Source organism: Mesorhizobium sp. WSM4840 (assembly GCF_055811755.1).
Window position 1 is genome coordinate 62,857 of sequence record NZ_JBVVQD010000014.1, and the last position, 25,091, is coordinate 87,947.

Here is a 25,091-nt window from a genome sequence, read left to right on the forward strand (position 1 = left end):
TTTCATGCCACAATTCGAAGCCCATCGCCGCGTCACGCATACGCCTGAACAGATGTTCGCTCTGGTCGCCGATGTCGAATCCTATCCGCAATTCCTGCCGCTTTGCGAGGCACTGACGGTTCGCTCGCGCAAGGAACGCAACGGACGCACCCTGCTCATCGCCGACATGAGCATTGGCTACAAGGCGATCCGCGAGACTTTCACGACGCAGGTGTTTTTGAAGCCTGACGAGAACGCCATCGACGTCAAATACATCGACGGCCCGTTCAAATATCTGAGCAATGTCTGGCGCTTCGAGCCGGCCGATGGCGGCTGCAATGTCCGCTTCTTCATCGACTACGAGTTCAAGAGCCGTATTTTGGGCGCGGTGATGGGAACGATGTTCGATCGCGCGTTCCGCATGTTCTCCGAGGCGTTCGAGAAGCGCGCCGACATCATCTATGGGCCAGCGCCGGCAGCCTGATCCGCAGCGAGCGCGCGCAAGCCCAGTTCAAGCGCATGCCTGACCGTCTCCCGGCGGATGAAATTGCGGCCCTTATCGGCGAACAACTGGCATTCGCTGACGACCGGCCGGCCAGTCAAGGCGACACCGAACCAGACCAGGCCGACGGGCTTTTCCGTCGAGCCGCCGCCTGGACCGGCAATACCGGTGACGGCAAGGGTGAGTCCGGCGCGCGAACGGGTCAGGGCGCCCTGCGCCATCTCCACCGCCGTTTCCCGCGAGACCGCGCCGTGCCCCTCAAGCGTGGCGGCGGAAACACCGAGCATCTCCGTCTTGGCCTCGTTGGAATAGGTGATGAAACCCCGGTCGACCACCGTGGACGAGCCGGCGATGTCGGTCAGGGCGGCGATGATCATGCCGCCGGTGCAGCTCTCGGCCGTCGCCAGCAGGATGCCGCGCTGCTGGCAGGCTTGAAGCAGGGCATCTGCGAGGTCGCTGTTGCTCATTCGGGGACGTCCCCTGGAAACACGACACTGGCGGTCGCGATGGCGGCTATGCCTTCCTCGCGGCCGATAAAGCCGAGCTTTTCGTTGGTTGTCGCCTTGATCGAGATACGGTCCCGGGAAATTGCCAGCATTGCCGAAAGGGCTTCGGTCATTGCTTCGCGATGCGGACCGACCCGTGGCGCCTCGCAGATCAGCGTGACGTCGGCATTGGCGATGCGCCCGCCGCGCGCGCGCACCAGTCTTGCCGCATGTTCGACGAAGATCCGCGAGGCCACGCCTTTCCACTGCGGATCCGACGGCGGGAAATGCGTGCCGATGTCGCCGGCGCCGCAGGTGGCGAGCAGCGCATCGGTCAAGGCGTGGAGACCGACATCGGCGTCCGAATGGCCGGCCAGTTTCTTGTCGTGCGGGATGGAGACGCCGCACAGGACGACATGGTCACCGGGCTCGAAGGCATGGACGTCGTAGCCATTGCCGGTGCGGATGTCCGGAAAACGCGGCCGCTCGCCGGAAAGCCGCTGATCCGCCATCGAAATATCCCTTGCCCAGGTCAGCTTGACATTGTCCGGCGAACCCTGAACTATTTTCACCGGAATACGCGCCCATTCGGCAATCGCGGCATCGTCGGTGAAGTCCGTCTTGCCCAGATGATGTGCCTTTTCATGGGCGGCCAGGATCGGCCAGAACGGAAAGCCTTGCGGCGTCTGGGCGGCATGAAGCCCGTTCCTGGAAACCGTCTCGCCGATCATGCCGGCGGCCGACTCACGTTTCAGCGTGTCGGCGACGGGCAGGGCAGGCAGCGCTCCCTGGCGCTCGCCGATGCCGGCGATCGTACGGTCTATCAATTCCGCGTCGACGAACGGGCGAACGGCATCATGGACCAGGACCTGGCTCGGTGCATAGCCTCTCAGCGCAAGCAGCCCGAGCCGGACGGAGTCCTGCCTGGACGCGCCACCGGTCACCGTGATGACCCGATCGGCGTTGGCTCCGGCGGCGCTGCGAAAAAGCGCGCTGTCGTCGGCGTGGATGGCGACGACGACAGGACCGATTCTCGGATGCGCCAGAAACATGTCCAGTGTGCGCGCGATGACGGCACGGCCACCGATCCTTTGGTATTGCTTCGGTCCGTCGGCCTGACCGGCGCGCGCGCCGCGGCCAGCGGCGACGATAACAACGGCAACCTTGTCGTCCGCAGCCAAGGCCTGCTTTTCGCTTGCATCTGTCATGCCGAGACGCTTAGCGCATGATCCTGAAAAGTGGAATCGCTTTTCGGAAGAGATCATGCGCAGATGCAAAGCGCCAAAGCTTCCTTTCCCAAGGACGCACGGCGCTTTGGACGCGGTATGGGCCGAACGCCAGCATTTTTCCCAAATGCGCCTTAATGTGACGTCATTGCGCGTTGCACATTGCTGCCATTCTGGCTAGAGAATGTGCAGCAATTAGAAATGCTTGGTTTTTGTGCATGCTTGACCTGACCAAATTGGCTTCGCCGCTGGATGTGGGTCGTGTGAGAATCCGCAATCGCGCTTTTCTCGCGCCCATGTCGGGTATATCAGATGAGCCGTTCCGGCAGCGTGCCTATGCGCATGGCGCCGGATTGGTCGTGTCGGAGATGGTGGCGAGCGGCGAGCTTGCCAAGGGCAGGACCGGTTGCGGCCTTCGCATCCGCCATTCCGGGCTGCCTGTGCACATGGTCCAGCTTGCCGGCCATGATGCAGCGCATATGGCCGAGGGCGCTCGAATCGCCGCGGGCGAGGGCGCCGACATCATCGACATCAACATGGGTTGCCCGGCCAAGAAGGTGACGGGCGGCTATGCCGGCTCGGCGCTGATGCGCGATCTCGATCACGCTTTGTCGCTGATCGAGGCGGTGGTCGGCGCCGTCGAGGTGCCGGTCACGGTCAAAATGCGGCTCGGCTGGGACGAAAGCGCGCTCAACGCGCCGCTGCTGGCGCGCCGCGCCGAGCAGGCGGGCGTCAAGATGGTGACGGTGCATGGCCGCACGCGTTGCCAGTTCTACCAGGGCAAGGCGGACTGGCGCGCCATCGCGCGCATAAAGCAGGCTGTGTCGATCCCGGTCGTCGCCAATGGCGATGTCGGCTCGCCGGCGGAGGCAGCAATGATCCTCGACCAGTCGGGCGCCGACGCGGTGATGATCGGCCGCGCGCATTATGGCGCGCCCTGGACGGCAGGCAGCATCGCGGCAGCCGCGGCAAAAGAGGCGGCGCCTGATGTGCCCGAAAGTCCGCAAGCGCTGGCCGACTACATCGTTGCCCACTACGAGGACATGCTAACGCTCTACGGCATCGAAAGCGGCGTGCGCCAGGCGCGCAAGCATCTTGGCTGGTATCTCGACCGCCACGCCGCTGGCGTCGTTGATGAGCGGCGAAAGGCCATCCTCACCTCCTTCGAGCCCGTCCGCGTCGTTGCCGCGTTGCGCGAGGTGTTTTCACGCGCTGCCAAGGCGATGAACCTGCGGAGCGCAGCATGAATGCCACCATTGCACAGAGCATGGGTATGGCGGACGCCGCCCACATCGTACTCAACACCATCCGCCGCCCGGTGATCATGGTCGATGCTGAAGGGGTCATCACCTTCGCCAATGCCGATGCCGAAGATTTCTTCCGCTCGAGCGCGACCATGCTCGCCCGCAACACATTGCCCAAGCTCATTCCCTTCGGCAGCCCACTGCTGACGCTCGTCGACCAGGTGCGCGAGCGCCGGGCACCCGTCAACGAATACCGGGTCGACGTATCGTCGCCGCGCCTCGGCATCGAGAAGGTCGTCGACCTCTATGTCGCGCCGGTGTCGGAATTCCCGGGCTCCGTCGTGGTGATGTTCCAGGAACGATCGATGGCCGACAAGATCGATCGTCAGATGACGCACCGCGGTGCGGCACGCTCGGTGACCGGCCTTGCTGCGATGCTCGCCCACGAGATCAAGAACCCGCTATCCGGCATTCGGGGTGCTGCCCAGCTGCTCGAACTATCCGCTTCCGACGAAGATCGCGCGCTGACCCGGCTGATCACCGACGAGACCGACCGCATCGTCTCGCTGGTCGATCGCATGGAGGTGTTTTCCGACGAGCGGCCCATCGACCGCTATCCGGTCAACATCCATGTCGTGCTCGACCATGTGAAGGCGATTGCCAAGAACGGTTTTGCCAAGCGGATCAAGATATTGGAGGATTATGATCCATCGTTGCCTCCAGTTTTCGCCAACCGCGACCAGCTCATCCAGGTGTTCCTCAACCTGGTCAAGAATGCGGCCGAGGCCATTGGCGGCGATCCGCAAGGCGAGATCACTCTGTCGACCGCGTTCCGGCCGGGCATCCGTGTTTCCGTTCCGGGAACGCAGGGCCGCGTGTCGCTGCCGCTGGAATTTTGCGTGCGCGACAACGGTTCTGGCGTCTCCGAAGATATCCTGCCGATCCTGTTTGATCCCTTCATCACCACCAAGCCTAACGGGTCGGGGCTTGGTCTGGCGCTGGTCGCGAAAATCGTCGGCGAGCATGGCGGCATCATCGAATGCGATTCAACGCCCCGCGCAACCACCTTCCGCATCCTGATGCCAGCCTGGAAAGAAACGCCGTTCGGCACAGATGACGATGGTGAAGGAGACCGCAAATGACGGTTCGCGGCAATATTCTCGTCGCCGACGACGATGCGGCCATCCGCACCGTCCTCAATCAGGCGCTTTCGCGCGTCGGCCATGAGGTGCGCGTGACGTCCAACGCCTCGACGCTGTGGCGCTGGGTGGCGGCGGGCGAGGGCGATCTCGTCATCACCGACGTGGTCATGCCGGACGAAAACGCTTTCGACATGCTGCCGCGCATCAAGAAGGCACGGCCGGAACTGCCCGTCATCGTCATGAGCGCCCAGAACACGTTCATGACCGCGATTCGCGCCTCCGAGACCGGCGCCTACGAATATCTGCCGAAACCGTTCGACCTGACCGAGCTTCTCAACATCGTCAACCGGGCGCTTTCCGAGCCCCGACGGCCGAAGATCGATGCGCGGGCCGACGAGCCGCCGGAAACGATGCCGCTGGTCGGCCGCTCGGCCGCCATGCAGGATATCTACCGGATGCTGGCGCGCATGATGCAGACCGACCTGACGGTGATGATTTCAGGCGAATCGGGCACCGGCAAGGAACTGGTGGCGCGCGCGCTGCACGAATACGGCCGCCGCCGCGGCGGCCCGTTCGTCGCGATCAACATGGCGGCGATCCCACGCGACCTGATCGAATCGGAACTGTTCGGGCACGAGAAGGGCGCCTTCACCGGTGCGCAAAACCGCTCCACCGGCCGTTTCGAGCAGGCCGAAGGCGGGACGCTCTTCCTCGACGAGATCGGCGACATGCCGATGGAAGCGCAAACGCGCCTGCTGCGTGTCCTGCAGCAAGGCGAATATACCACCGTCGGCGGCCGTACGCCGATCAAGACCGACGTGCGCATCGTCGCCGCCACCAACAAGGATCTGCGCACGCTGATCAATCAAGGGCTTTTCCGCGAGGATCTGTTCTATCGCCTGAATGTCGTGCCGCTAAGGCTGCCGGCGCTGCGCGAGCGGTCCGAGGACGTTCCGGATCTCGTCCGGCACTTCTTCAAGCTCGGCGCCAGCGAAGGCCTGCAGACCAAGCGCATTTCCACAGGCGGCATCGAGCTGATGAAGCGCTATCCGTGGCCAGGCAACGTGCGCGAGCTCGAAAATCTTGTCCGCAGGCTGGCCGCGCTCTATTCGCAGGATGAGATTTCCGCCGAAGTCATCGAGGCGGAACTGAAGACCGGCGAGAGGCCGGTCGTTCCCGGTGGCGGCAACCTCATACCCGACGATCTGTCCATCGGCCAGGCGGTGGAACATTTCCTGCAGCGCTATTTTGCTTCGTTCGCCGGCGATTTGCCGCCCGCCGGCCTCTATCAGCGTATTCTCTCCGAGGTCGAATATCCGCTGGTCCTGGCCTCGATGACGGCAACCCGCGGCAACCAGATCAAGGCTGCGGAACTCCTCGGGCTAAACCGCAACACGCTGCGCAAGAAAATTCGCGAACTCGGCGTCAACGTCTATAAATCGACCAGGCAGGCTTAGAGCGACGTCCGTCCGTTCGGACGTACAAAGTTCGCTCTAGCACTTTGAGTAGTCGCATCGTGCTTTCCGAAAAATCGATTCCGATTTTTCGGGCTGGTGCGACAGAGCGAAGCCTTTTCGGGGGATCGATCGCCGAAACATTTCCGTACAGGCCACACTTGTTGCATAATCGCCACAATGCGTTGCATACATCCGACGCAATCACTGGCTCTAGACGGCGACATGGCTTCACAGGCACCGACACCGAGCGAAACGCTTTTCAGCGAACCTGGCACACGGGACGGGCGCCGGCTGCTCGCGCTGCCGGGCGTGGTGGCAATTGCCGGTGCGCTGGTTACGGCAGCGATCTCCTTCGCCATTCTCGTCGGCGCCACGCCGATCACGCCGGACGAGAGGACGACGCTGGCGCTTATCGCCCTCAATGCGGCGTTCATCCTGTTCCTGATCGCGCTGGTCGGCCGCGAAGTGCATCGCATTTTGATGGCGCGCCGGCGCGGCAAGGCGGCGTCGCGGCTGCATGTGCGGATCGTCGCCATGTTCGCGCTGGTCGCCGCGATTCCCGCCATCATGGTGGCGATCATCGCCTCGATCACACTCGATATCGGCCTCGATCGCTGGTTCGAGATCCGCACCAAGACGATCGTCAATTCGTCGCTTTCGATCGCCGACGCCTATGTGCAGGAGAACGCGCGCAATCTCCAGGGGACGACCCTGTCGATGGCTTACGATCTCGACGCCTCCCGCACGCTCTACGGCCTCGATCGAACTGGCTTCCTCGATCTCATGAACAAGGAAGCCGTCGGACGCTCCTTGGCCCATGCCGCACTGGTCAGGCCCGACGGTTCATTCGTCATGAGCGCCAAGACCGACGCCGATTTTGCCATGCCGGAGCCACCGGAAGGCGCCATGAGCAGTGCCGCCGACGGCAGGCCGGTGCTGATCGAGCCGAAGACGCGCAACATCATGGGCGCCATCGTCAAGCTGCGCGAGATCGAAGGGCTCTATCTCTACACCATCCGGCTCGTCGATCCCGAGGTGATCAAGGCGCGGCAGATTGTCAGATCCAACACCGACGAATATCGCGGTCTGGAAGACAATCGCCGCACCTCGCAGGTCGCCTTCGCACTTCCCTACCTGTCGCTGACGCTGATCATCATTCTGTCCGCCATCTGGACCGGCATCGCCGTGGCAGACCGCCTGGTGCGGCCGATCCGCCAGCTCATCGGCGCAGCCGACGAGGTCGCGACCGGCAATCTTGACGTTGCCGTGCCGGTTCGGCCCTCCGACGGCGACGTCGCCTCGCTCGGCGACACCTTCAACAAGATGCTGCTGGAACTGAAATCGCAGCGCAACGAGATTCTGTCCGCCAAAGATTTGATCGACGAGCGGCGGCGCTTTTCGGAGGCCGTGCTTGCCGGTGTCACCGCCGGCGTCATCGGGGTCGATCCATATGGCATCGTCACCATCGTCAACCGCTCGGCGGAAACGATGCTGGCCATATCCGCCACCGCCGCACTCGGGCAAAACCTCTCCGCGGTGCTGCCGCATGTCGGCCGCGTCTTCGAGATCGGCCGCAAGTCGGGCAAGCCTGTCCACCGCGAGCAGGTGACCTTCTATCGCGCCGGTACGGAGCGCACCTTCAACGTGCAGATCACGGTCGAGGCCGGCGATGACGGTGCGGAGGAGAAATCCTATGTCGTGACGGTCGATGACATCACCGATCTGGTTCAGGCGCAGCGTTCTTCGGCCTGGGCGGATGTGGCGCGGCGCATCGCCCACGAGATCAAGAACCCGCTGACACCGATCCAGCTATCCGCCGAGCGCATCAAGCGCCGCTACGGCAAGGTCATCACCGAAGACCGCGAGGTTTTCGATCAGTGCACCGACACGATCATCAGGCAAGTGGAGGACATCGGCCGGATGGTCGACGAGTTCTCCGCTTTCGCACGCATGCCCAAGCCCGAAATGAAGGCCCTCGATTTGCGCGAATCGTTGCGCGAAGCCTCGTTCCTCGTCGAAGTGAGCCGCGCCGATATTACCTTCGAGCGCGTGTTCGGCAACGAACCGCTCAAAGGCACTTTCGACAGCCGCCTGATGGCGCAGGCCTTTGGCAATGTCATCAAGAACGCGGCCGAGGCGATTGACGGACTTGATCAGAAGGACCGCTCGCACGGCATAATCCGGATTCAAGCCAGGCGCCAGAATGGTGCGATTCGCATCGATGTCATCGACAACGGCAAGGGCTTGCCGCGCGAGAATCGTCAGCGATTGCTCGAGCCTTACATGACGACACGCGAGAAGGGCACTGGGCTCGGCCTCGCTATCGTCAAGAAGATAGTGGAGGACCATGGCGGCCGGCTCGAATTGCATGACGCGCCGGCGGATTTCCACGACGGGCGAGGCGCGATGATCAGCATCATCCTGCCGCTCGCCGCCACCGTGCCGCCGCGCGGCGAAGGCAGGACGGAACACGAAAGACAAACTGAAAAGGTCGGTAATGGCGTCTGACATTCTCATCGTCGATGACGAGGAAGACATCCGCGAACTTGTCGCCGGTATCCTGAGCGACGAAGGTCACGAAACCCGCACGGCATTCGATGCCGACAGCGCCCTGGCGGCGATCGCCGACCGGGCGCCTAGGCTGATTTTCCTTGACATCTGGCTGCAAGGCTCACGTCTGGACGGACTGGCGTTGCTGGACGAGATCAAGACGATGCATCCGAGCCTGCCCGTGGTGATGATCTCGGGCCACGGCAACATCGAGACGGCGGTCTCGGCCATCCGCCGCGGCGCCTATGACTTCATCGAGAAACCGTTCAAGGCCGACAGGCTGATCCTCATCGCCGAACGTGCAATTGAAACCTCGAAACTGAGACGCGAGGTTTCTGATCTCAAGCTGCGCAGCGGCGAGACCTTCGACCTGATCGGCATGTCGTCGGCGATGAGCCAGTTGCGCCAGACCATCGAGCGCGTCGCGCCGACCAACAGCCGCGTCATGATCATCGGCCCGTCCGGCTCGGGCAAGGAACTCGCGGCACGCGCCATCCACACGCTGTCGGCGCGCAAGAGCGCCCCATTTGTCACGCTGAGCGCTGCCAACATCACGCCCGAACGCATGGAAGTCGAGCTGTTCGGCACCGAATCCAACGGTGTCGAACGCAAGGTCGGCGCGCTTGAGGAAGCCCATCGCGGCATTCTCTACATCGACGAAGTGGCCGACATGCCGCGCGAAACGCAAAACAAGATCCTGCGCGTGCTGGTCGAACAGCAGTTCGAGCGGGTAGGGGGCACCAAACGGGTCAAGGTCGATGTCCGTATCATCTCGTCGACCTCGCAGAATCTGGAGGCAATGATTGCCGACGGTCGCTTCCGCGAGGATCTCTATCACCGTCTGGCGGTGGTTCCGGTCATGGTGCCGGGACTGGCCGAGCGGCGGGAGGACATCCCATATCTGGTCGACAATTTCATGAAACAGATCGCCCGCCAGGCCGGCATCCGGCCACGGCGCATCGGCGACGACGCGCTGGCGGTCCTGCAGGCGCACAACTGGCCAGGCAACGTCCGCCAGTTGCGCAACAATGTCGAGCGGTTGATGATCCTGGCGCGCGGCGACGATATCGATGCACCGATCACCGCCGATCTGTTGCCTGCCGAGATCGGCGATGTCATGCCGCGCACACCAAACCAGTCCGATCAGCACATCATGGCGCTGCCGTTGCGTGAAGCGCGCGAACAGTTCGAGAAGGACTACCTGATCGCCCAGATCAACCGTTTTGGCGGCAACATCTCGAAAACGGCCGAGTTCATCGGCATGGAGCGCTCGGCGCTTCACCGCAAGCTGAAGTCGCTGGGCGTCTGATAGCCAATCCAATCGTGGCTTACGCAATTATCGGTTACGGCGGCGGCGGAATCGCATAAGAAAGCGCTACAGCGCCGCGCGTCTTTTGGGACGCGCAAAGGGCGCTGTAGCGTTTTGATTTTTGCGGGCATGATCCTTTCCGAAAATCGATTCCGATTTTCGGGGTCATGCGCTGACTTCTCCAGGGGTGACCCATGCCGCGCATTGCCTATGTGAACGGGCGCTATGTCGCTCACGCCGACGCTTTCGTGCATATCGAGGACCGCGGCTATCAGTTCGCCGATGGCGTCTACGAGGTCTGCGAGGTGGCGCGCGGCTTCATCGTCGATATGCCTCGCCATCTCGGGCGGCTGAACCGTTCGCTGACCGAATTGTCGATCGCCTGGCCGGTCACGCGGGGCGTGTTGCCGATCATCATGCGCGAGCTGGTCCGCCGCAACCATGTCACCGATGGCCTGGTCTATCTTCAGGTGACGCGTGGCGTCGCCAGCCGTGACTTTGTTTTTCCGGCGGGCACGAAGCCGTCGCTGGTGGTGACCGCCAGGAAAGCCGACCCCGCTGCTGCCACGAAGAGAGCCGAAAGCGGAATCAAGGTTATCACCGTGCCGGAGAACCGTTGGGATCGGGTCGATATCAAGTCGGTCGGCCTGTTGCCAAATGTGCTCGCCAAGCAGAAGGCCAAGGAAGCCGGCGCCCAGGAAGCTTGGTTCGTCGATGCCGACGGCACGGTCAAGGAAGGTGGATCGTCGAATGCCTGGATCATCACCAGGGATGGCGTGCTGGTCACGCGTCCGGCCGAGCACGGCATCCTGCGAGGCATCACCCGCACCACGCTGTTCGAAGTGGCCGCCAAGCTCGGCCTGAAGATCGAGGAACGGGGCTTTTCGGTCGCCGAAGCCAAGGCCGCGCGCGAGGTTTTCATCAGCTCCGCGACCACAATCGCCATGCCGATCGTGGCGATCGACGGTGCACCCGTCGCCAACGGCCATCCGGGCTCCATAACACTTTCCTTGCGGCACGCCTTTTTTGACGTTGCGGAAAAAAGTCCAGCCTGATAACCGCACAGGTGGAATGAACATCAATATATCTCGTTCTGCTTGTCGTTATTGACGGCAAGACGGTGTTTGCGCGCTTGACATGTGCCAGGTAATTTGGCGCATTGGCCTGCAAACCGAAGGGGATCGGCGAAAGACAAGAACAATGGCGGAACGATCGCAAAATCTTCAGGACCTGTTCCTGAATTCAGTTCGCAAAAGCAAAAACCCACTCACCATCTTTCTCATCAACGGTGTGAAGCTGACCGGTGTGGTCACTTCGTTCGACAATTTCTGCGTTCTGCTGCGTCGAGACGGCCATTCTCAGCTCGTCTACAAGCACGCCATTTCCACGATCATGCCGAGCCAGCCGGTTCAGATGTTCGATGGTGAGGAAAGCCAGGGCGCCTGATTGGCACGTAAGAAAGACGCGGACCGCAGCGTTCGCGAAAAACCAGCATATCAGCCGGGGCCGGAAGCCGAAGGCCCGACCCGGGCCGTGGTCATTGTGCCCGTGCTTACCCGCCAGCCACGAGGCGACGAAGACACGAATCGCCCGCGCCTGACGCGTTCCGCCGAGGCTCGCCACGACGAGGCGGTTGGCCTTGCCCAAGCCATTGACCTCGACCCGATCCATACCGCGGTGGTGACCGTCAACGATCCGCGGCCTGCAACCCTGCTCGGAAGCGGCAAGGTCGCGGAGTTCGCCGAGATCGTCAAAGAGGGCCGTGCCGAACTGGTCATTGTCGACCATCCGCTGACGCCGGTGCAGCAGCGCAACCTGGAAAAGGAATTGAACGCCAAGGTGCTGGACCGCACCGGGTTGATCCTGGAAATTTTCGGCGAGCGCGCACGGACCAAGGAAGGCACGCTGCAGGTCGATCTGGCTCACCTCAACTATCAGAAGGGCCGGCTCGTGCGAAGCTGGACCCACCTCGAGCGCCAGCGCGGCGGCGCCGGTTTCCTCGGCGGTCCTGGTGAAACACAGATCGAGTCGGACCGCCGTGCCCTGCAGGACAAGATCAAGAAGCTGAAGCACGAGCTGGAAACCGTGCGGCGCACCCGTGACCTGCACCGCGCCAAGCGCAAGAAGGTGCCGTTCCCGGTGGTGGCGATCGTCGGCTATACCAACGCCGGCAAGTCGACGCTGTTCAACAGGCTGACCGGAGCAGGGGTGCTGGCCGAGGACATGCTGTTTGCCACGCTCGACCCGACACTGCGTCGGGTGCGACTGCCGCACGGCACGCCGGTCATCCTTTCGGACACGGTCGGTTTCATTTCGGATCTGCCGACGCATCTGATTGCAGCCTTCCGGGCAACGCTGGAAGAGGTGGTCGAGGCCGATCTCGTCATCCACCTGCGCGATATTTCGGACCCCGACACGGCCGCCCAGGCCGAGGATGTCGAGCGCATCCTCGCCGATCTCGGCGTCGATGCCGGCGACACCAAGCGTGTCATCGAAGTGTGGAACAAGATCGACCGGCTCGATGAAGGCAACCGGGCGCGATTGCTCGCCGACGGCATCGACGGCAACAAGGCGCCGCCGATTGCCATATCGGCCGCCACCGGCGAGGGCATCGATGTGCTGAAGGCGATCATCGAGACAAGAGTGTCTGGCGAACTGGAAACGCTGACCGTCACGCTCAAGCCTGAGCAGCTCGGGCTCGTCGATTGGCTCTACCGCAATGGCGACGTCGTCTCGCGCACCGACAATGAAGACGGCGGCGTGACCGTCGCGCTCAAGGCGACGCAAAGCGCGCATGAAGAGATAGAAAGCAGATTGCGCCGTAAAAACAATGGGTAATCGCTGTTACTTCGCGCTCTTGGCTTGCTGCCAAAGCGCCTCCATCTCGTCGAGCGTCGCCTTTTCCAGGGTGTTTCCGGACGCTTCCAGCGCGTGCTCGACATAGTGGAACCGCGACCGGAATTTCTCGTTGGTGCCGCTGAGCGCCGCTTCGGAATCGACCTTGAGATGACGTCCGAGATTGACGACGGCAAACAGCATGTCGCCGAACTCGTCCTTGATCGAAGCCGTATCGCCCTTGGCAAGGGCTTGGCGCAACTCGCCGATCTCTTCCTCGATCTTGTCGAGGATCGGCGTGGCCTCGCTCCAGTCGAAGCCGACGCGGGCCGCTTTTTCCTGTAGCTTGAGCGCTCGGGTCAAAGCGGGCAGGGCGACCGGTACGCTGTCCAGAAAACCCTTGCCATGATCCTCAGGATCGTGCCCGCGGGCGAGGCGGGCGTTTCGCTTTTCCGCCTTTTCCTCGGCCTTGATCTTCTCCCACATGCCCTTGGCCATGCCGGCGCTGCGCGCCTTGTCGTCGCCGAAGACATGCGGATGGCGGCGGATCATTTTTGTGGTGATGGCCTGGACCACGTCGCCAAAGGCGAATTCACCGGCCTCCTCGGCCATCTGCGCATGGTAGACGACCTGCAGCAGCAGATCGCCGAGCTCGTCGCGTAGATCGCCCAGGTCGCCGCGCGCGATCGCATCCGCCACCTCGTAGGCTTCTTCGATCGTGTAGGGCGCGATGGTCGAGAAATCCTGCTCGATATCCCACGGGCAGCCGGTTTCCGGCGCCCGCAGCGCCGCCATGATTTCGATCAGCCGGGAAATGTCTTTCGAGGGTTTCATCTGTCGAATGCTATCGTGCACCGATCACTCGGCAAATGCTGTCAGCCGGCAAGGGCGCATTGTCCACAGTTGCGGGCCATGATCCGAAAAGTGGAAGCCGGTTTTCGGAAAAGATCATAGTCAAGCAAAGTGCTCAGTCGAGCACGGAGACGATCGCCTTGGCGAGCGCGTCCATGCCGTCCTCCGGCAGGCCAGCGACGTTGATGCGGCTGTCGCCGACCATATAGACGCCGTGCTCGGCGCGCAGCCGCTCGACCTGCGCTTCGGACAGGCCAAGCCGGGAAAACATGCCGCGATGGCTGGCGACGAAATCGAAGCGATCGGAATTGGACTGCCGCCGCAGCGCTTCGGCGAACTGGACACGAAGCCGCAGCATACGCAGGCGCATCTCCTCGAGCTCAGCTTCCCAGTCGGCGCGCAGCGTGGCGTCTTCAAGCACGATGCGCACCGCGGCCGCGCCGTGGTCAGGCGGCATCGAGTACATGGCGCGGGCGGCCGACAGCATCTGGCTCATTGCCACATCCGCCTGCGTGCTGTCTTTGGCCAGGATCATCGCCGCGCCGACACGGTCACGATACACGGCAAAGTTCTTCGAGCAGCTCGAGGCAACGACCATTTCCGGGACTTTCGCCGCCAGCAGGCGCAAGCCAACGGCGTCAGCGTCGAGGCCTTCGCCAAAGCCCTGATAGGCAATGTCGACAAAAGGCAGCAGGCCGCGCTCGACGACGAGGTCGGCTATTTCAGCCCACTGCGCGGTGTCTAGATTGGCGCCTGTCGGATTGTGGCAGCAACCATGCAGCAGCACCACGTCGCCGCTTTTGGCGGTCGCCAGCGCACTTATCATGTCGGCGAAGCGAACAGCACCTGAGGCGGTGTCGAAATAGGGATATTCGCGTATCTGCAGGCCGGCGGCTCGCATCACCGGCATGTGGTTCGGCCAGGTCGGGTCCGACAGCCAGATCGTCGCGTCCGATCGCGTCCTCTTGAGCAGCTCAGCCACCAGTCGCAGCGCGCCCGAGCCGCCGGGCGCCTGCGCCGCACGGATGCGCGTCAGCTCGGCCGCAGGGCCAAAGACCAGCTTCGCCATCGCCGTGTTGAAGCCGGTATCTCCGGCAAGGCCGAGATAGGTCTTGGTATCCTGGCCCTGCAGCAGTCGCTTTTCGGCTTCGCGCACGGCGCGCATCACCGGCGTCTTGCCATCGCGATCCTTGTAGACGCCAACGCCGAGGTCGACCTTGCCGGGGCGGGGATCGGCGCGAAAGAGGCCGATCAAGGCGAGGATCTTGTCGGCTGGGGCAGGCTGGAGGTCTTCAAACATCGGCGCGGTTCCGTTGGCGGCGGAGTGATACGCAAATCGGCCGTGCTGCGCCAGCGGTTTCATTTGCACCAAGCTGAAAACCGCCAAACCGGAAGACAAGCCTCTATTGGCACGGCTCATCGTACTCGTCATTTACACGACACGGCGAGGAGGACGCAGCAGGCAAATGTGGCTTTCCGCATGTCAGTTGGTCGACGCCGTTCTATGACGCCAACTTGAGGGCGGCCGACGGCAAGGCGGCGACAGGTTGCTGTTTCTTGCCGCCCCAACCGATCCGCGGCAACCATTCGAGGTAATAGGCGAAGCCGAATTGCAGCGCGATGCCTGTCGAGATCAGGATTGCGTCGTAGAGGAGCCCGCCTGGGCTGACGACCTTCATGACCTGCGCGATCATGGCGAAGATCGTTCCGGCGATGAAGACCGGCAGCGAATGCTTACCGAGAACCGCGAGCGGGTGTCCGGGCCTGGTCCTCGCCAGGTTGGAAAGCGCCGGGATTGCCACGATCAGATAGGCGATCGCCAAAATGTGCATGAGGCGCGACAGCGACAGGAACGTCTTGTCGAAGCCGGTCAGCACGGTAGGCAGGCCGGAGGCCGTCTCGATGCCCCACAGCGGCAGCCGCACCCAAATCAGCGCACCGACCAGATACCCGACAGCCGCGCTCGCCATCATCCAGTTGAAGCGGATTTCGCCGCCGCGCTTGACATGCAGCATGCCGGCGATCCCGATGACGAAAAGAAACTGCCAGGAGAGCGGGTTCAGGAACCAGAAGCCGTCGCCGGGAAAATTCGAAGGCGCGATCTGGAAAATTCCGACGATGAGCCAGAGGAGAGCGGACGCAGCAAGCATAAGGCGCAGGCTGAAAGTGCCGATCCACAAGAAAAGCGGCATCATCAGAAGTACGACGGCATACATGGAAAGAATGTTGTTATAGCCGATCTGATGCCCGAGCGCCGCGATGCCGAGCAGCGCTTCCGGCGTGTCCTCGATGATCATCTGGATATTGATCAGCTTCAAAAGGTCGGGCCGCGAAAAATGCAATGCAGCCGCCGAGAAGATCGCCAGCGTCGCGACAGTGGTCATGACGTGGGTGACATAGAGGACACCGGCACGCCGCCAGGCCTTCAGGGTGATGAGCAACCGGTTCCCCGGCTGGAACTTCAGTCCGTAGGCGAGCCCAACGGCAATCCCTGAAATCAGCACGAAGGCTTCGGCCGAATCGGAAAAGCCGAAATTCTTATGCGTGAAATACTCGAAGATCGTCCCCGGCACATGGTTGACGAAGATCGTCAGTAGCGCTAGCGCGCGGAAGACATCGATGCGGGTATCCCGCTGGGTTGGCACATTGCTTGTCATGTCGGGTCGATAATTCGTTGAACAAAGCGGGCCCAAAGGGCCGTCGGCGAAGCGAAGATTCGGCGGTGAATGTTTCCTGCCTATAACTCGCACGTGCCCCGAGAAAGATGACACCTTCGCGATTTTCCGCGTCACAAATTAATTCAGGTATAAACATCGAAATCCCCGGTGCGCTAAAACCGCGCTCCGAATTGTGGCGGCTGAGGGATCGTTCGCGGACAAACAAGCCGTACGCGCGATGGTGGCGTTATACCGGTGATGCCTGATCTTCCCGGATCGCAAAAACTCAAAGAGCGGGATTAAAACCTGTCATGCTCCGTAAACAGGACATGAGAGGGTCGATGCCACGCTTCGATATCATAGGACAGCTTGGTTCCCTGCGGCGCTACGCGCGTTCGCTGGCGCGCGACAGCGCAGAAGCAGAGGATCTGGTGCATGACGCGCTGGTGCGTGCCTATGAGCGGCGCGGCACCTTTCGATCCGGCGGTAACCTGCGCGCATGGCTGCTGTCGATCGTCCACAACGCTTTCATTGACGGCTTGCGGTCCCGCAAATCCGAAGCGGTGCGCGTCGAGCAGGCCGGATATCTTGCCGACGCCAGCATGCAGGCTCCCCAGGAGCATTCCGTCCGCCTGGCACAGGTGCGCGAAGCTTTTTTCAAATTGCCGGATGAGCAGCGTTCGGCGCTGCATCTCGTCGCAATCGAGGGACTTACCTACACCCAGGCGGCCGAGGCCAGCGGCGTACCGCTGGGAACGCTGATGTCGCGCATCGGCAGGGCGCGCGCAGCGCTCCGCGAGATGGAGGACAAATTGCCGGCACATGCGAAAAGCCACCTCAAGATCGTGGGAGGCCCGTGATGTCCATGATGAGCGAACTGCGCGACCCGGTGACCGATGCCGACCTCGACGCCTATGTCGACGACCAGCTGGACGTTGCCCGCCGCATCGAGGTCGAGGCGTTTCTTTCCGCCCGTCCGGAGGCGGCCGCTCGCGTGATGTCCGACCTCAGGACGCGCGACGAACTGCGCGTGGCGCTTGCCGGATCCAAGGGCATGGCGCGGCCGGCAACGGCCGATGCGGCACGGCGGCTGGAGCGGGGACTGGCCCGGGGGCGCGCCTTACGCACGGCGCAGCGGGCTGCGGCGGTCGCAGTCCTGGTGGCTGCGGGCTGGTTGGCGAACGGGATCGTCGGGCCGATATCGGTGACGAAAGTCGTCGCCTCGACCCAGCCGCCTGTCTATCTGGAGGAAGCGATCCGGGCACACAGGACGACGATCATGCGCGAGGCCATGTCATCCCAGCCCGAAGCGCCGAACTACGATGCGGACGAAATCCGCGCCGCCACGGCGATCGTCATGCCGTCGCTGCCGAAGGACTGGAAGGTGCGTGACGTGCAGATCTATCCGTCGCAGTTCGGCCCGAGCGTCGAGATGGCTGTCGAAACAGGGGACCTGGGGCTGGTCTCACTGTTCGCGATCAGGCCCGGAACGTTCGACGTGGTCCAGCCGACCGTCGCCCCCTTGGGCGAAATTTCCTCGGCCTATTTCCAGATCGGCGAAGTTGCTTACGCAGTCGTCGCCCGAAGCGGTGTCCGCGATCTCGATCGCACCGCAGAAACGCTCGCCAACACGCTTTACTGACCCTCACAAAGGAGAACCGGCATGAACACCCCCAATCTAGGATACCGCACCGGCGTCGGAGCCCAAACCGGCGCCGTCTACGACGAGGGCCTGCGCCAGCACATGCTGCGCGTCTACAATTATATGGGCGTTGGCCTCGTCGTTACCGGCGTGATCGCCTTCGTGGTGGCTTCCACGCCAGCCCTCTACGTGCCGATCTTTTCCAGCCCGTTGAAGTGGGTGGTGATGCTGGCACCGCTCGCCTTCGTGCTGCTGTTCTCGTTCCGGATACAAACGATGTCCGCGGCCGGCGCTCAGGCGATGTTCTGGGCATTCTGTGCGGTCATGGGCCTGTCGCTGGCTTCCGTGTTCCTGGTGTTCACCGGGACCAGCATCGCGCGCACCTTCTTCATCGCCGCCACCATGTTCGGCGCAACCAGCCTTTACGGCTACACGACCAAACGCGACCTGACCCAGTTCTCGTCCTTCCTGATCATGGGTCTGATCGGCGTGGTGATCGCCAGCATCGTCAATATCTTCCTCGGCTCGACTGCGCTCCAGTTCGCCATCTCGGTGATCGGCATCGCCGTGTTCATTGGTCTCACCGCCTGGGATACCCAGACGATCAAGGAGCAGTTTGCGGAAAACTTCGGTGCGGAATCGCAGCAGAAGCTCGCCGTGTTCGGTGCATTCTCGCTCTATCTGAACTTCATCAACATCTTCCAGCTGCTGTTGAACTTCACCGGCGAGCGCGAATAGCCGCGTCAAATCAATGCATGTCGCGGCAGCGTTTTTGGGGCTGCGACATGCATAAACAGAGACTTGAAGCGCGTCGCGAAAATCTCTTGGAACGCGGCGCGCCTGGATGTCAGAGTGCTTCCCATGGACAGGAACGACCAGCAGGCGATCGGCAATCTTTTCGAGAAACTTGCGAACGTCGAGCGACAGACGCCGCCGCGCGATGCCGAAGCGGAACGCTTCATCAGCGATCAGATTGCCCGGCAGCCCGGCGCGCCATACGACATGGCGCAGACGATCGTTGTGCAGGAACAGGCGCTGAACGCGGCGCAGTCCCGCATCGAAGAACTGGAGCAACAGGCACAGCAGTCTGCCGGCGGCGGATTGCTTGGCGGCCTCTTTGGCAGCAGCGGCGCCAGGCGCGCGGGTTCTGTCCCGCGGGTCGGGCGCACCGCTGCCGCCGCGCCGCAGGAGCCGCTTTCGGGCGATGATCGGCAGAGGGCAGGCGGCGGTTTCCTCGGCGGAGCCGCCAGGCATGTTTGGCGGAAGCGAAGCGCAGGCAGCCGAACAGGTCGACCGTTAGCAGCCGGATCCAAGGCATACTCGACGTTGATCAGCTTGGCATTTGCCAGTTCATGGTCAAGGCAGGCACGGTCCAGCATATGCACTGCTTGCTAGGCGGCGAGCCGGGCGGTCATCAGCCGCGACTGCATCTGGCCACCTATCCGGAAGTCGCATAAGATAGATTATGGAACTGAGATGCGGTTTTGATTGCATGCATTCGGCCCAACCGCAACTCCTTGTTCCTTGGAACTAAGCGGAACTGCGGTTGATAGCGTAGCGTCTCCTGGGACGCACACAGGCTCCTACGCCGCTTGCGGCACGCAGGCTTCGCAGATCGCCGCGATGTGCCGGTGGTCAGTGCCGCAGCAGCCGCCCAGGATGCGCATCGTCGGAAACGAGGCTGTCAGCCTGCTGTAGCGCCGCCCGAGATCGTCCGGGTCGCCCGCGTCGAGCGTCTCCGATTCGTCCAGTTCGGCATGGCTTTTGGCCGAAGCATTCGCCTTCACGCCATAGACGCGATCGAGCCAGCGCTCGCCCTTGTTCAGCGCCTGCATGAAATGCGTTGGATGGGCGCAGTTGATCATATAGTAGGCCGGCGCACCGTCTGTCGCGTCGTCGACCCTGTCGATCGCCTCGCCGAGCGCCATGCCGGTCACCAGCTTGCCGTCCGTTTCCACCGTGAACGAGATCATGCACGGCATGGCATGCGCCTTGGCCGCCCGCGCCACGCCGATTGCCTCGTGGAAATTGGTGAGCGTATAGGCCGCAACCATGTCGGCCTCGGTCCGCGCGAAACTCTCGATCTGCGGCGCGTGATAGGCTTCCGCCTCGTTGGCGTCCATCTTGCCGGCTTTGTAGCCGTCGCCGCGCGGCCCGATCGCGCCGCTGACGACGCACGGCGTTTCGGCGGTCTCGAACTCATTGCGCAGGTCGAGAAGAAGCTCGATCGAGCTCTCGTTGACGGCCCGCAACGCTTCCGGCCCGTAGCCGAGCAAGGTTCCCCAATCGGGGTTGGCTCGCCACGTCGGCGTGTCGAGGATGAAGCCGGTCCCGCTTCTGCGCGCAATGGTCAGATAACGGACGTAATATTCCCTCAGCTTCTGCCGGCCTTCAGGCGTTGCCATCAGCGTGAATGAAGCAAAGTGCGGAAGGTCGAGGCCTTCGTGAAAGATGAAAGTCGTTTCCATGCCGCCATCGCTCAGGAATGTTCTGTTGGCGAGTTGCGGCAGGTTCTGGCGGTACTTGGCCATGTTTGTCTCCAGTGGTAAGATGACATCGTGCTGCCCTGGTGGCGGCCGGTTCGGAATAGCCAAGTTTTAGCAGCGCGTGCCGCCGGTGCGATAGAAGGCTTGTGGTCCGGTACTCCACTGAAGCGGGAACCGCAGCAATTACAGACGGATAGCCGCGCCGGGCCGGTCGTATTGCTATCGGTGCCGATGCTGGCGGGTGTGAAAACCATACCGCCGGTACAGTAGATTTGAGGGCATTCGGTCATGCGCAAGGGTGCGGAAACGCGCGAACGCATTCTGGAGATCGCCGAGGCCTCGGTGCTCGCCAAGGGGTTCGGCGCGACTTCCATCGAGGAGGTGATTGCCGAAGCCGGCATCACCAAGAGCGGCTTCTTCTATCATTTCAAGGACAAGCACGAACTCGCCCGCGCCTTGATGCTGCGCTACGTCGAGGAGAACGACCGCATCTTCGATGATGTGTTTCACCGCGGCCGGCAATTGTCCGATGATCCGTTGCAGTCGTTCCTGATCACGCTCAAGCTGCTTGCCGAGTTGATGGGTGATCTGCCGAACGGCCACCCCGGCTGCCTGATCGCGACGTTCACCTATCAGGAGCGCCTCTTCGACCGCACCGTTCGCGACATCGCCGCCGCCGCCGTACGCTCCTGGAACGGGCGGATTCGCGATGCGCTGAACGAGATCGCGGCCGTTTATCCTGCCCGCAAAGGCATGGACCTCGAAGACGTGGCCATCATGTTCTCCTGTGTGATCGATGGCGGCATCATCATGTCGAGGGAGCTCGGCGACCCGCGTGTCCTCGAACGCCAGATCCTCGCCTTCCGAAACGTCGTAAAGATGTTGTTCGCGCCGGCGGCGCCTGACGTCATGCTGCTTCCCACCGCCATCGCCGCCGAATAGGAGTGCGCCGGGCGGCGCTCGCTGCAGCCCCGAGGCTGCGATATCAGGCGCGTTCGATTCAGACTGCCAGCGTCGCTACGACAGCCTGCGCTGCCCTGACCATTGCGTGTGGCTCGGCGGCGAACACCGCGTCGTGCGCGCCGGCCGCTGCCCAAACGCGATCGAAACCGAGCAGCGTTTCGTCGGCGAACGCCGGGATTGCAATCAGATGGCCGATCGGGGCTACGCCGCCGATTGCAAAGCCGGTCTCGTCGCGGATCTGCCGCGGGTCGGCGCGCTTCAGCGGCTCGCCGGTCAGTGCGGCAGCCCTGGCCAGATCGAGCTGATTGGAGCCGGAAACCAGGAAGAGAAACAGCTTTCCGCTGGTTTCCCCCTGGAACACCAAGGATTTGACGATCTGGGCGACTGCGCAGTCGCATTGCGCGGCGGCTTCCTCGGCGGTGCGTGTCGAGGCACCCATGCGCGTGATTTCGATCTCGAGGCCGGCATCGGCCGCTGCCCTGGTCACACGATCAATGCTTCCAGCCATGAAGAACCGAACCTATCATGCAGAGTCATAAGGGATTTCGATTGTCATGCCGTCATAGGCCGGCTCGACATCGGCCGGCGTCTCGGCCATCACCGCAGCGTAGTCGAGCGGCACATGCATGTGCGTCAGAACGGCCTTTTTCGGCGTCAGTTTTTCGATCCAGCCGAGTGCCTGGCCGAGCGACAGATGGCTCGGATGTGTCCTGTACTGCAGCGCGTCGATGACCAGCACGTCCAGGTCGCGCAGCCGTTCGGCGGTGGCGTCGGGGAAATCACTGACATCGGGACAATAGGCGAGCCCGCCGATGCGAAAACCAAGCGATATGATATCGCCATGGATCTGCGGCAGCGGCTCGAGGGCGAGGGTACCCCCCTCGCCTTCGATCACCACCGGCCTGGTGTGGTCGATGATATGAGGCTCTACGATAGGCGGATAGGAACTGCCTTGCGGTGTTTCAAAACAGTAGGCGAACGCCTGCCGCAAGCGCAGCATGGTGGGCTGGTCGGCGTGGATATCGATGCGATGACGCTGCTCGAGCACGAAGCCGCGCAAATCGTCAATACCGTGGATATGGTCGGCATGCGGATGCGTATAGACGACCGCATCGATGCGCCTGACCGATGCCAGCAGCATCTGCGCGCGAAAATCCGGTCCGGTATCGATGACGACTGTGGTCCTGTCGCCGTTTGCCGCGATCCGCTCGATGAGCGCTGCGTTGCGCATGCGCCGGTTCCTCGGATTGGCCGGATCGCAATTGCCCCAGTCGCCGGTGATGCGCGGCGTGCCCGGCGATGAGCCGCAGCCGAGTATGGTGAGGCGCAGCCGGTCGCTCATGCGTCAGGCGCTCAGCGCGGTCGGGCGCGGCATCTTGCTGAACAGCCGGAAGAAATTGTCGGTGGTGACGGCGGCGATTTCGGCCTCGCTGACGCCGATCGTTTCGGCCAGCACCTTGGCCGTATGCGCGACATAGGCAGGCTCGTTGCGCTTGCCGCGAAACGGTATCGGCGCGAGGTACGGCGCGTCGGTTTCGACCAGCAGGCGGTCGTGTGGCACATCGGCGGCGATGGCGCGCAGCTCGGCCGAATTCTTGAAAGTCGCGATGCCGGAAAAGGAAACAAAGCCGCCGAGCCCCACCCCGACTTCGGCCAACCTGCGCCCGGACGAAAAACAGTGCAGGACGAAGGGGAAGGCGCCCTTCCCTGTTTCGTCCTCGAGGATATCAGCCATGTCGCTGTCGGCGTCGCGCGCATGGATGACCAAAGGCAGGCCCGTCTCGCGCGCTGCGGCGATGTGCGTGCGAAAGCCCTGCGCCTGCGCATCGCGCGGCGCATGATCGTAGAAATAGTCGAGCCCGGCCTCGCCGATCGCCACCACTTTGCGATGAGCGGACAGCCGGACAAGCGCCTCGACAGTCACGTCCAGCTCCTCGGCGGCATTGTGCGGATGGGTGCCGACCGAGCAGTAAACTTCGTCGAAAGACTCAGCGATCTCAATCACTTGCTGGAACCGCTTCACACGCGTCGAGATCGTCACCATGCGGCCGATTCCAGCGGCTACAGCGCGGGCGACGATGGCCGCCCGCTCCTCTGCGAAATCCGGAAAGTCGAGATGGCAGTGACTGTCGACCAACATCAGATGTTCGCGTCCGGCTGCTCGACGTAACGCGGAAACACGCCCTCCGGCGCGGGCAAAGCTGCCCCTGATACCAGCGCACAGTCCGCGTGGACATGTACGAAATCGCGGCTGTCCGCCGGTACGGCCAGCAGGTCGAGCAGCTTAGCGGCCGATCCCGGAATGAAGGGCTGGCACAGCAGCGCCACGCGTCGGACGACTTCCGCGGTCGTCCACAGCACCGTTTCCATGCGCGCCGGATCGGTCTTTCTGAGCGCCCAGGGTTCCTGCGAGGCGAAGTAGCGATCGGCCTCCGCCACGACGCCGAAGATCGCCGCCAGCGCTAGGTGGATGCCCTGCTCCGCCATCACCTTGCGTGCAGTAGCAAGCGCCTCCACCGCCTGGTCGAGGATCGCCCTGTCGACCTCCGCCAGATCGCTGCGTTTCGGCACTACGCCGCCGCAGTTCTTGGCGATCATCGACAGCGAGCGCTGCGCCAGATTGCCAAGGCCATTGGCGAGGTCGGCATTGGTGCGGTTGACGATGGCCTCGTGGCTATAGCTGCCGTCCTGGCCGAACGGCACCTCGCGCATGAAGAAATAGCGTACCTGATCGAGACCATAATGCTCGATCATCGCAAACGGATCGACGACATTGCCGACCGACTTCGACATCTTCTCGCCGCGGTTGAACAGAAAGCCATGCGCGAATACGCGCTTCGGCAGTTCGATCCCTGCCGACAGCAGGAAGGCCGGCCAGTAGACGGCATGGAAGCGGACGATGTCCTTGCCGATGACGTGGACGTTCGCCGGCCAGAAGGACCATCTGTCATCGGCCGCATCCGGATAACCGGCAGCCGTGATGTAGTTGGTCAGTGCATCGACCCAGACGTACATCACATGCTTGTCGTCGCCCGGCACCGGCACACCCCATTTGAACGTGGTGCGCGAGATCGACAGGTCCTTCAGCCCGGATTTGACGAAGCTGACGATTTCGTTGCGCCGCTCCGCCGGTCCGACAAATTCGGGGCTGCTCTCATAGAGCGCGAGCAGCCTGTCCTGATAGGCGGAAAGGCGGAAGAAATAGCTCTCTTCCTCGGTCCATTCGACGGGCGAGCCGAGCGGTTCGCGACGTATGCCGTCGTCGCCGACCTTGGTTTCAGCCTCGTCGAAATAGGCTTCCTGTCGCACCGAATACCAGCCGCTATAGCGGTCGAGGTAAATGTCGCCGTTTTCCGCCATGCGCGTCCAGATCGCCTGGCACGCCTTGTAGTGGCGCTCCTCGGTGGTGCGGATGAAAACGTCGTTCGAACAGCCGGTCGCTTCGAGCATCGAGCGGAAGATCGCCGAATTGCGATCGGCAAGCGCTTTCGGCGTCAGGCCTTCGGCGTCCGCCGTCTGCTGCATCTTCAAACCGTGCTCGTCGGTTCCCGAGACGAAGAAGACGTCCTTGCCGTCGAGCCGCTGGAAGCGGGCCAGCGTGTCGCTGGCGATGACATTGTAGGCATGACCGATATGCGGCTTGCCGTTCGGATAGAAGATCGGCGTCGTGAGGTAGTATTTTTCGAGTGCCATGGATGAGCCGTCATGAATGTCTGAATGAAAGATGCCGGTGAGATATCGTATCGAAACGGCGATTGCCAT

The 25,091-nt window shown here is 62.5% G+C and carries 24 protein-coding genes; 14 read left to right on the top strand and 10 right to left on the bottom strand.

Going from position 1 to position 25,091, the window contains the following annotated elements; translation table 11 throughout:
- The first annotated feature begins 4 nt into the window (after positions 1–4).
- Entirely contained in the window at positions 5–463 is a 459-nt protein-coding gene (locus AC0L3I_RS19475) for a type II toxin-antitoxin system RatA family toxin (protein ID WP_123151468.1), read from the top strand.
- On the opposite strand, the gene AC0L3I_RS19480 is transcribed toward AC0L3I_RS19475, so the two are convergent.
- Both AC0L3I_RS19480 and AC0L3I_RS19485 read right to left on the bottom strand, forming a co-directional pair.
- Entirely contained in the window at positions 439–948 is a 510-nt protein-coding gene (locus tag AC0L3I_RS19480) for a CinA family protein (protein WP_473487459.1), read from the bottom strand. The genes AC0L3I_RS19475 and AC0L3I_RS19480 overlap by 25 nt on opposite strands.
- Complete coding sequence (locus tag AC0L3I_RS19485) at positions 945–2,174, bottom strand: bifunctional 2-C-methyl-D-erythritol 4-phosphate cytidylyltransferase/2-C-methyl-D-erythritol 2,4-cyclodiphosphate synthase (RefSeq protein ID WP_473527930.1); 1,230 nt, start codon at positions 2,172–2,174, stop codon at positions 945–947. Before AC0L3I_RS19485 ends, AC0L3I_RS19480 begins: the two co-directional genes overlap by 4 nt.
- Positions 2,175–2,410: 236 nt before the next feature.
- Between AC0L3I_RS19485 and dusB the strand changes: the two genes are divergently transcribed.
- From dusB to hflX, 8 genes are all read left to right on the top strand, one after another.
- On the top strand, positions 2,411–3,439 hold the full coding sequence (gene dusB / locus AC0L3I_RS19490; RefSeq protein WP_473527931.1) for a tRNA dihydrouridine synthase DusB: 1,029 nt from the start codon (positions 2,411–2,413) through the stop codon (positions 3,437–3,439).
- A complete protein-coding gene (locus AC0L3I_RS19495; protein ID WP_473487462.1) occupies positions 3,436–4,578 on the top strand; it encodes a two-component system sensor histidine kinase NtrB in 1,143 nt (380 codons plus the stop codon). Before dusB ends, AC0L3I_RS19495 begins: the two co-directional genes overlap by 4 nt.
- Complete coding sequence (ntrC, locus tag AC0L3I_RS19500) at positions 4,575–6,035, top strand: nitrogen regulation protein NR(I) (RefSeq protein ID WP_023799224.1); 1,461 nt, start codon at positions 4,575–4,577, stop codon at positions 6,033–6,035. Before AC0L3I_RS19495 ends, ntrC begins: the two co-directional genes overlap by 4 nt.
- A 222-nt stretch (positions 6,036–6,257) precedes the next feature.
- Entirely contained in the window at positions 6,258–8,543 is a 2,286-nt protein-coding gene (locus AC0L3I_RS19505; RefSeq protein WP_473527932.1) for a sensor histidine kinase NtrY-like, read from the top strand.
- Positions 8,533–9,894 (top strand): nitrogen assimilation response regulator NtrX, encoded by a 1,362-nt coding sequence (gene ntrX, locus AC0L3I_RS19510; RefSeq protein WP_123151463.1) that lies wholly within the window; start codon positions 8,533–8,535, stop codon positions 9,892–9,894. Before AC0L3I_RS19505 ends, ntrX begins: the two co-directional genes overlap by 11 nt.
- 194 nt (positions 9,895–10,088) lie before the next feature.
- On the top strand, positions 10,089–10,949 hold the full coding sequence (locus AC0L3I_RS19515) for a D-amino-acid transaminase (protein ID WP_473527933.1): 861 nt from the start codon (positions 10,089–10,091) through the stop codon (positions 10,947–10,949).
- 145 nt (positions 10,950–11,094) lie between these two features.
- The gene (hfq, locus tag AC0L3I_RS19520; RefSeq protein ID WP_006202172.1) at positions 11,095–11,340 is read left to right on the top strand and encodes an RNA chaperone Hfq; all 246 of its coding nucleotides are present in this window, start codon (positions 11,095–11,097) and stop codon (positions 11,338–11,340) included.
- A complete protein-coding gene (hflX, locus tag AC0L3I_RS19525) occupies positions 11,341–12,732 on the top strand; it encodes a GTPase HflX (RefSeq protein ID WP_473527934.1) in 1,392 nt (463 codons plus the stop codon).
- Positions 12,733–12,738: 6 nt separating this feature from the next.
- Here the strand turns inward: hflX and mazG are convergent, their stop codons facing one another.
- The 3 genes from mazG to AC0L3I_RS19540 form a co-directional block, all read right to left on the bottom strand.
- A complete protein-coding gene (gene mazG, locus AC0L3I_RS19530) occupies positions 12,739–13,563 on the bottom strand; it encodes a nucleoside triphosphate pyrophosphohydrolase (protein ID WP_123151460.1) in 825 nt (274 codons plus the stop codon).
- Between the two features lie 133 nt (positions 13,564–13,696).
- The gene (locus AC0L3I_RS19535) at positions 13,697–14,881 is read right to left on the bottom strand and encodes an amino acid aminotransferase (RefSeq protein WP_473527935.1); all 1,185 of its coding nucleotides are present in this window, start codon (positions 14,879–14,881) and stop codon (positions 13,697–13,699) included.
- Between the two features lie 202 nt (positions 14,882–15,083).
- A complete protein-coding gene (locus AC0L3I_RS19540) occupies positions 15,084–16,238 on the bottom strand; it encodes an OpgC family protein (protein ID WP_095494856.1) in 1,155 nt (384 codons plus the stop codon).
- 341 nt (positions 16,239–16,579) lie between these two features.
- Between AC0L3I_RS19540 and AC0L3I_RS19545 the strand changes: the two genes are divergently transcribed.
- The 4 genes from AC0L3I_RS19545 (at position 16,580) to AC0L3I_RS19560 (ending at position 19,275) form a co-directional block, all read left to right on the top strand.
- Complete coding sequence (locus AC0L3I_RS19545) at positions 16,580–17,098, top strand: sigma-70 family RNA polymerase sigma factor (RefSeq protein ID WP_473527936.1); 519 nt, start codon at positions 16,580–16,582, stop codon at positions 17,096–17,098.
- 8 nt (positions 17,099–17,106) lie between these two features.
- Positions 17,107–17,880 carry an anti-sigma factor family protein gene (locus AC0L3I_RS19550; protein WP_473527993.1) on the top strand — a complete coding sequence of 258 codons (774 nt, stop codon included), beginning with the start codon at positions 17,107–17,109 and terminating at the stop codon, positions 17,878–17,880.
- Positions 17,881–17,901: 21 nt separating this feature from the next.
- A complete protein-coding gene (locus AC0L3I_RS19555) occupies positions 17,902–18,618 on the top strand; it encodes a Bax inhibitor-1/YccA family protein (RefSeq protein ID WP_029352369.1) in 717 nt (238 codons plus the stop codon).
- 123 nt (positions 18,619–18,741) lie between these two features.
- Positions 18,742–19,275, top strand: a complete 534-nt coding sequence (locus AC0L3I_RS19560) for a DUF2076 domain-containing protein (protein WP_473527937.1) — start codon at positions 18,742–18,744, stop codon at positions 19,273–19,275.
- 188 nt (positions 19,276–19,463) lie between these two features.
- Here AC0L3I_RS19560 and AC0L3I_RS19565 read toward each other — a convergent pair whose 3' ends face one another.
- Positions 19,464–20,411, bottom strand: a complete 948-nt coding sequence (locus AC0L3I_RS19565; RefSeq protein ID WP_473527938.1) for a homocysteine S-methyltransferase family protein — start codon at positions 20,409–20,411, stop codon at positions 19,464–19,466.
- Between the two features lie 243 nt (positions 20,412–20,654).
- Here AC0L3I_RS19565 and AC0L3I_RS19570 point away from each other — a divergent pair, with 243 nt between their 5' ends.
- Complete coding sequence (locus tag AC0L3I_RS19570) at positions 20,655–21,308, top strand: TetR/AcrR family transcriptional regulator (protein ID WP_473527939.1); 654 nt, start codon at positions 20,655–20,657, stop codon at positions 21,306–21,308.
- Positions 21,309–21,366: 58 nt separating this feature from the next.
- Here the strand turns inward: AC0L3I_RS19570 and AC0L3I_RS19575 are convergent, their stop codons facing one another.
- From AC0L3I_RS19575 to metG, 4 genes are read right to left on the bottom strand one after another with little or no spacing between them, the layout of a single operon-like run.
- On the bottom strand, positions 21,367–21,837 hold the full coding sequence (locus AC0L3I_RS19575) for a YbaK/EbsC family protein (protein ID WP_473527940.1): 471 nt from the start codon (positions 21,835–21,837) through the stop codon (positions 21,367–21,369).
- 15 nt (positions 21,838–21,852) lie between these two features.
- Entirely contained in the window at positions 21,853–22,671 is an 819-nt protein-coding gene (locus AC0L3I_RS19580) for an MBL fold metallo-hydrolase (RefSeq protein ID WP_473527941.1), read from the bottom strand.
- Positions 22,672–22,674: 3 nt separating this feature from the next.
- Complete coding sequence (locus tag AC0L3I_RS19585; RefSeq protein ID WP_473527942.1) at positions 22,675–23,469, bottom strand: TatD family hydrolase; 795 nt, start codon at positions 23,467–23,469, stop codon at positions 22,675–22,677.
- Positions 23,469–25,022, bottom strand: a complete 1,554-nt coding sequence (gene metG / locus AC0L3I_RS19590; RefSeq protein ID WP_473527943.1) for a methionine--tRNA ligase — start codon at positions 25,020–25,022, stop codon at positions 23,469–23,471. The genes AC0L3I_RS19585 and metG overlap by 1 nt, the downstream gene beginning before the upstream one ends.
- Between the last annotated feature and the right edge of the window lie 69 nt (positions 25,023–25,091).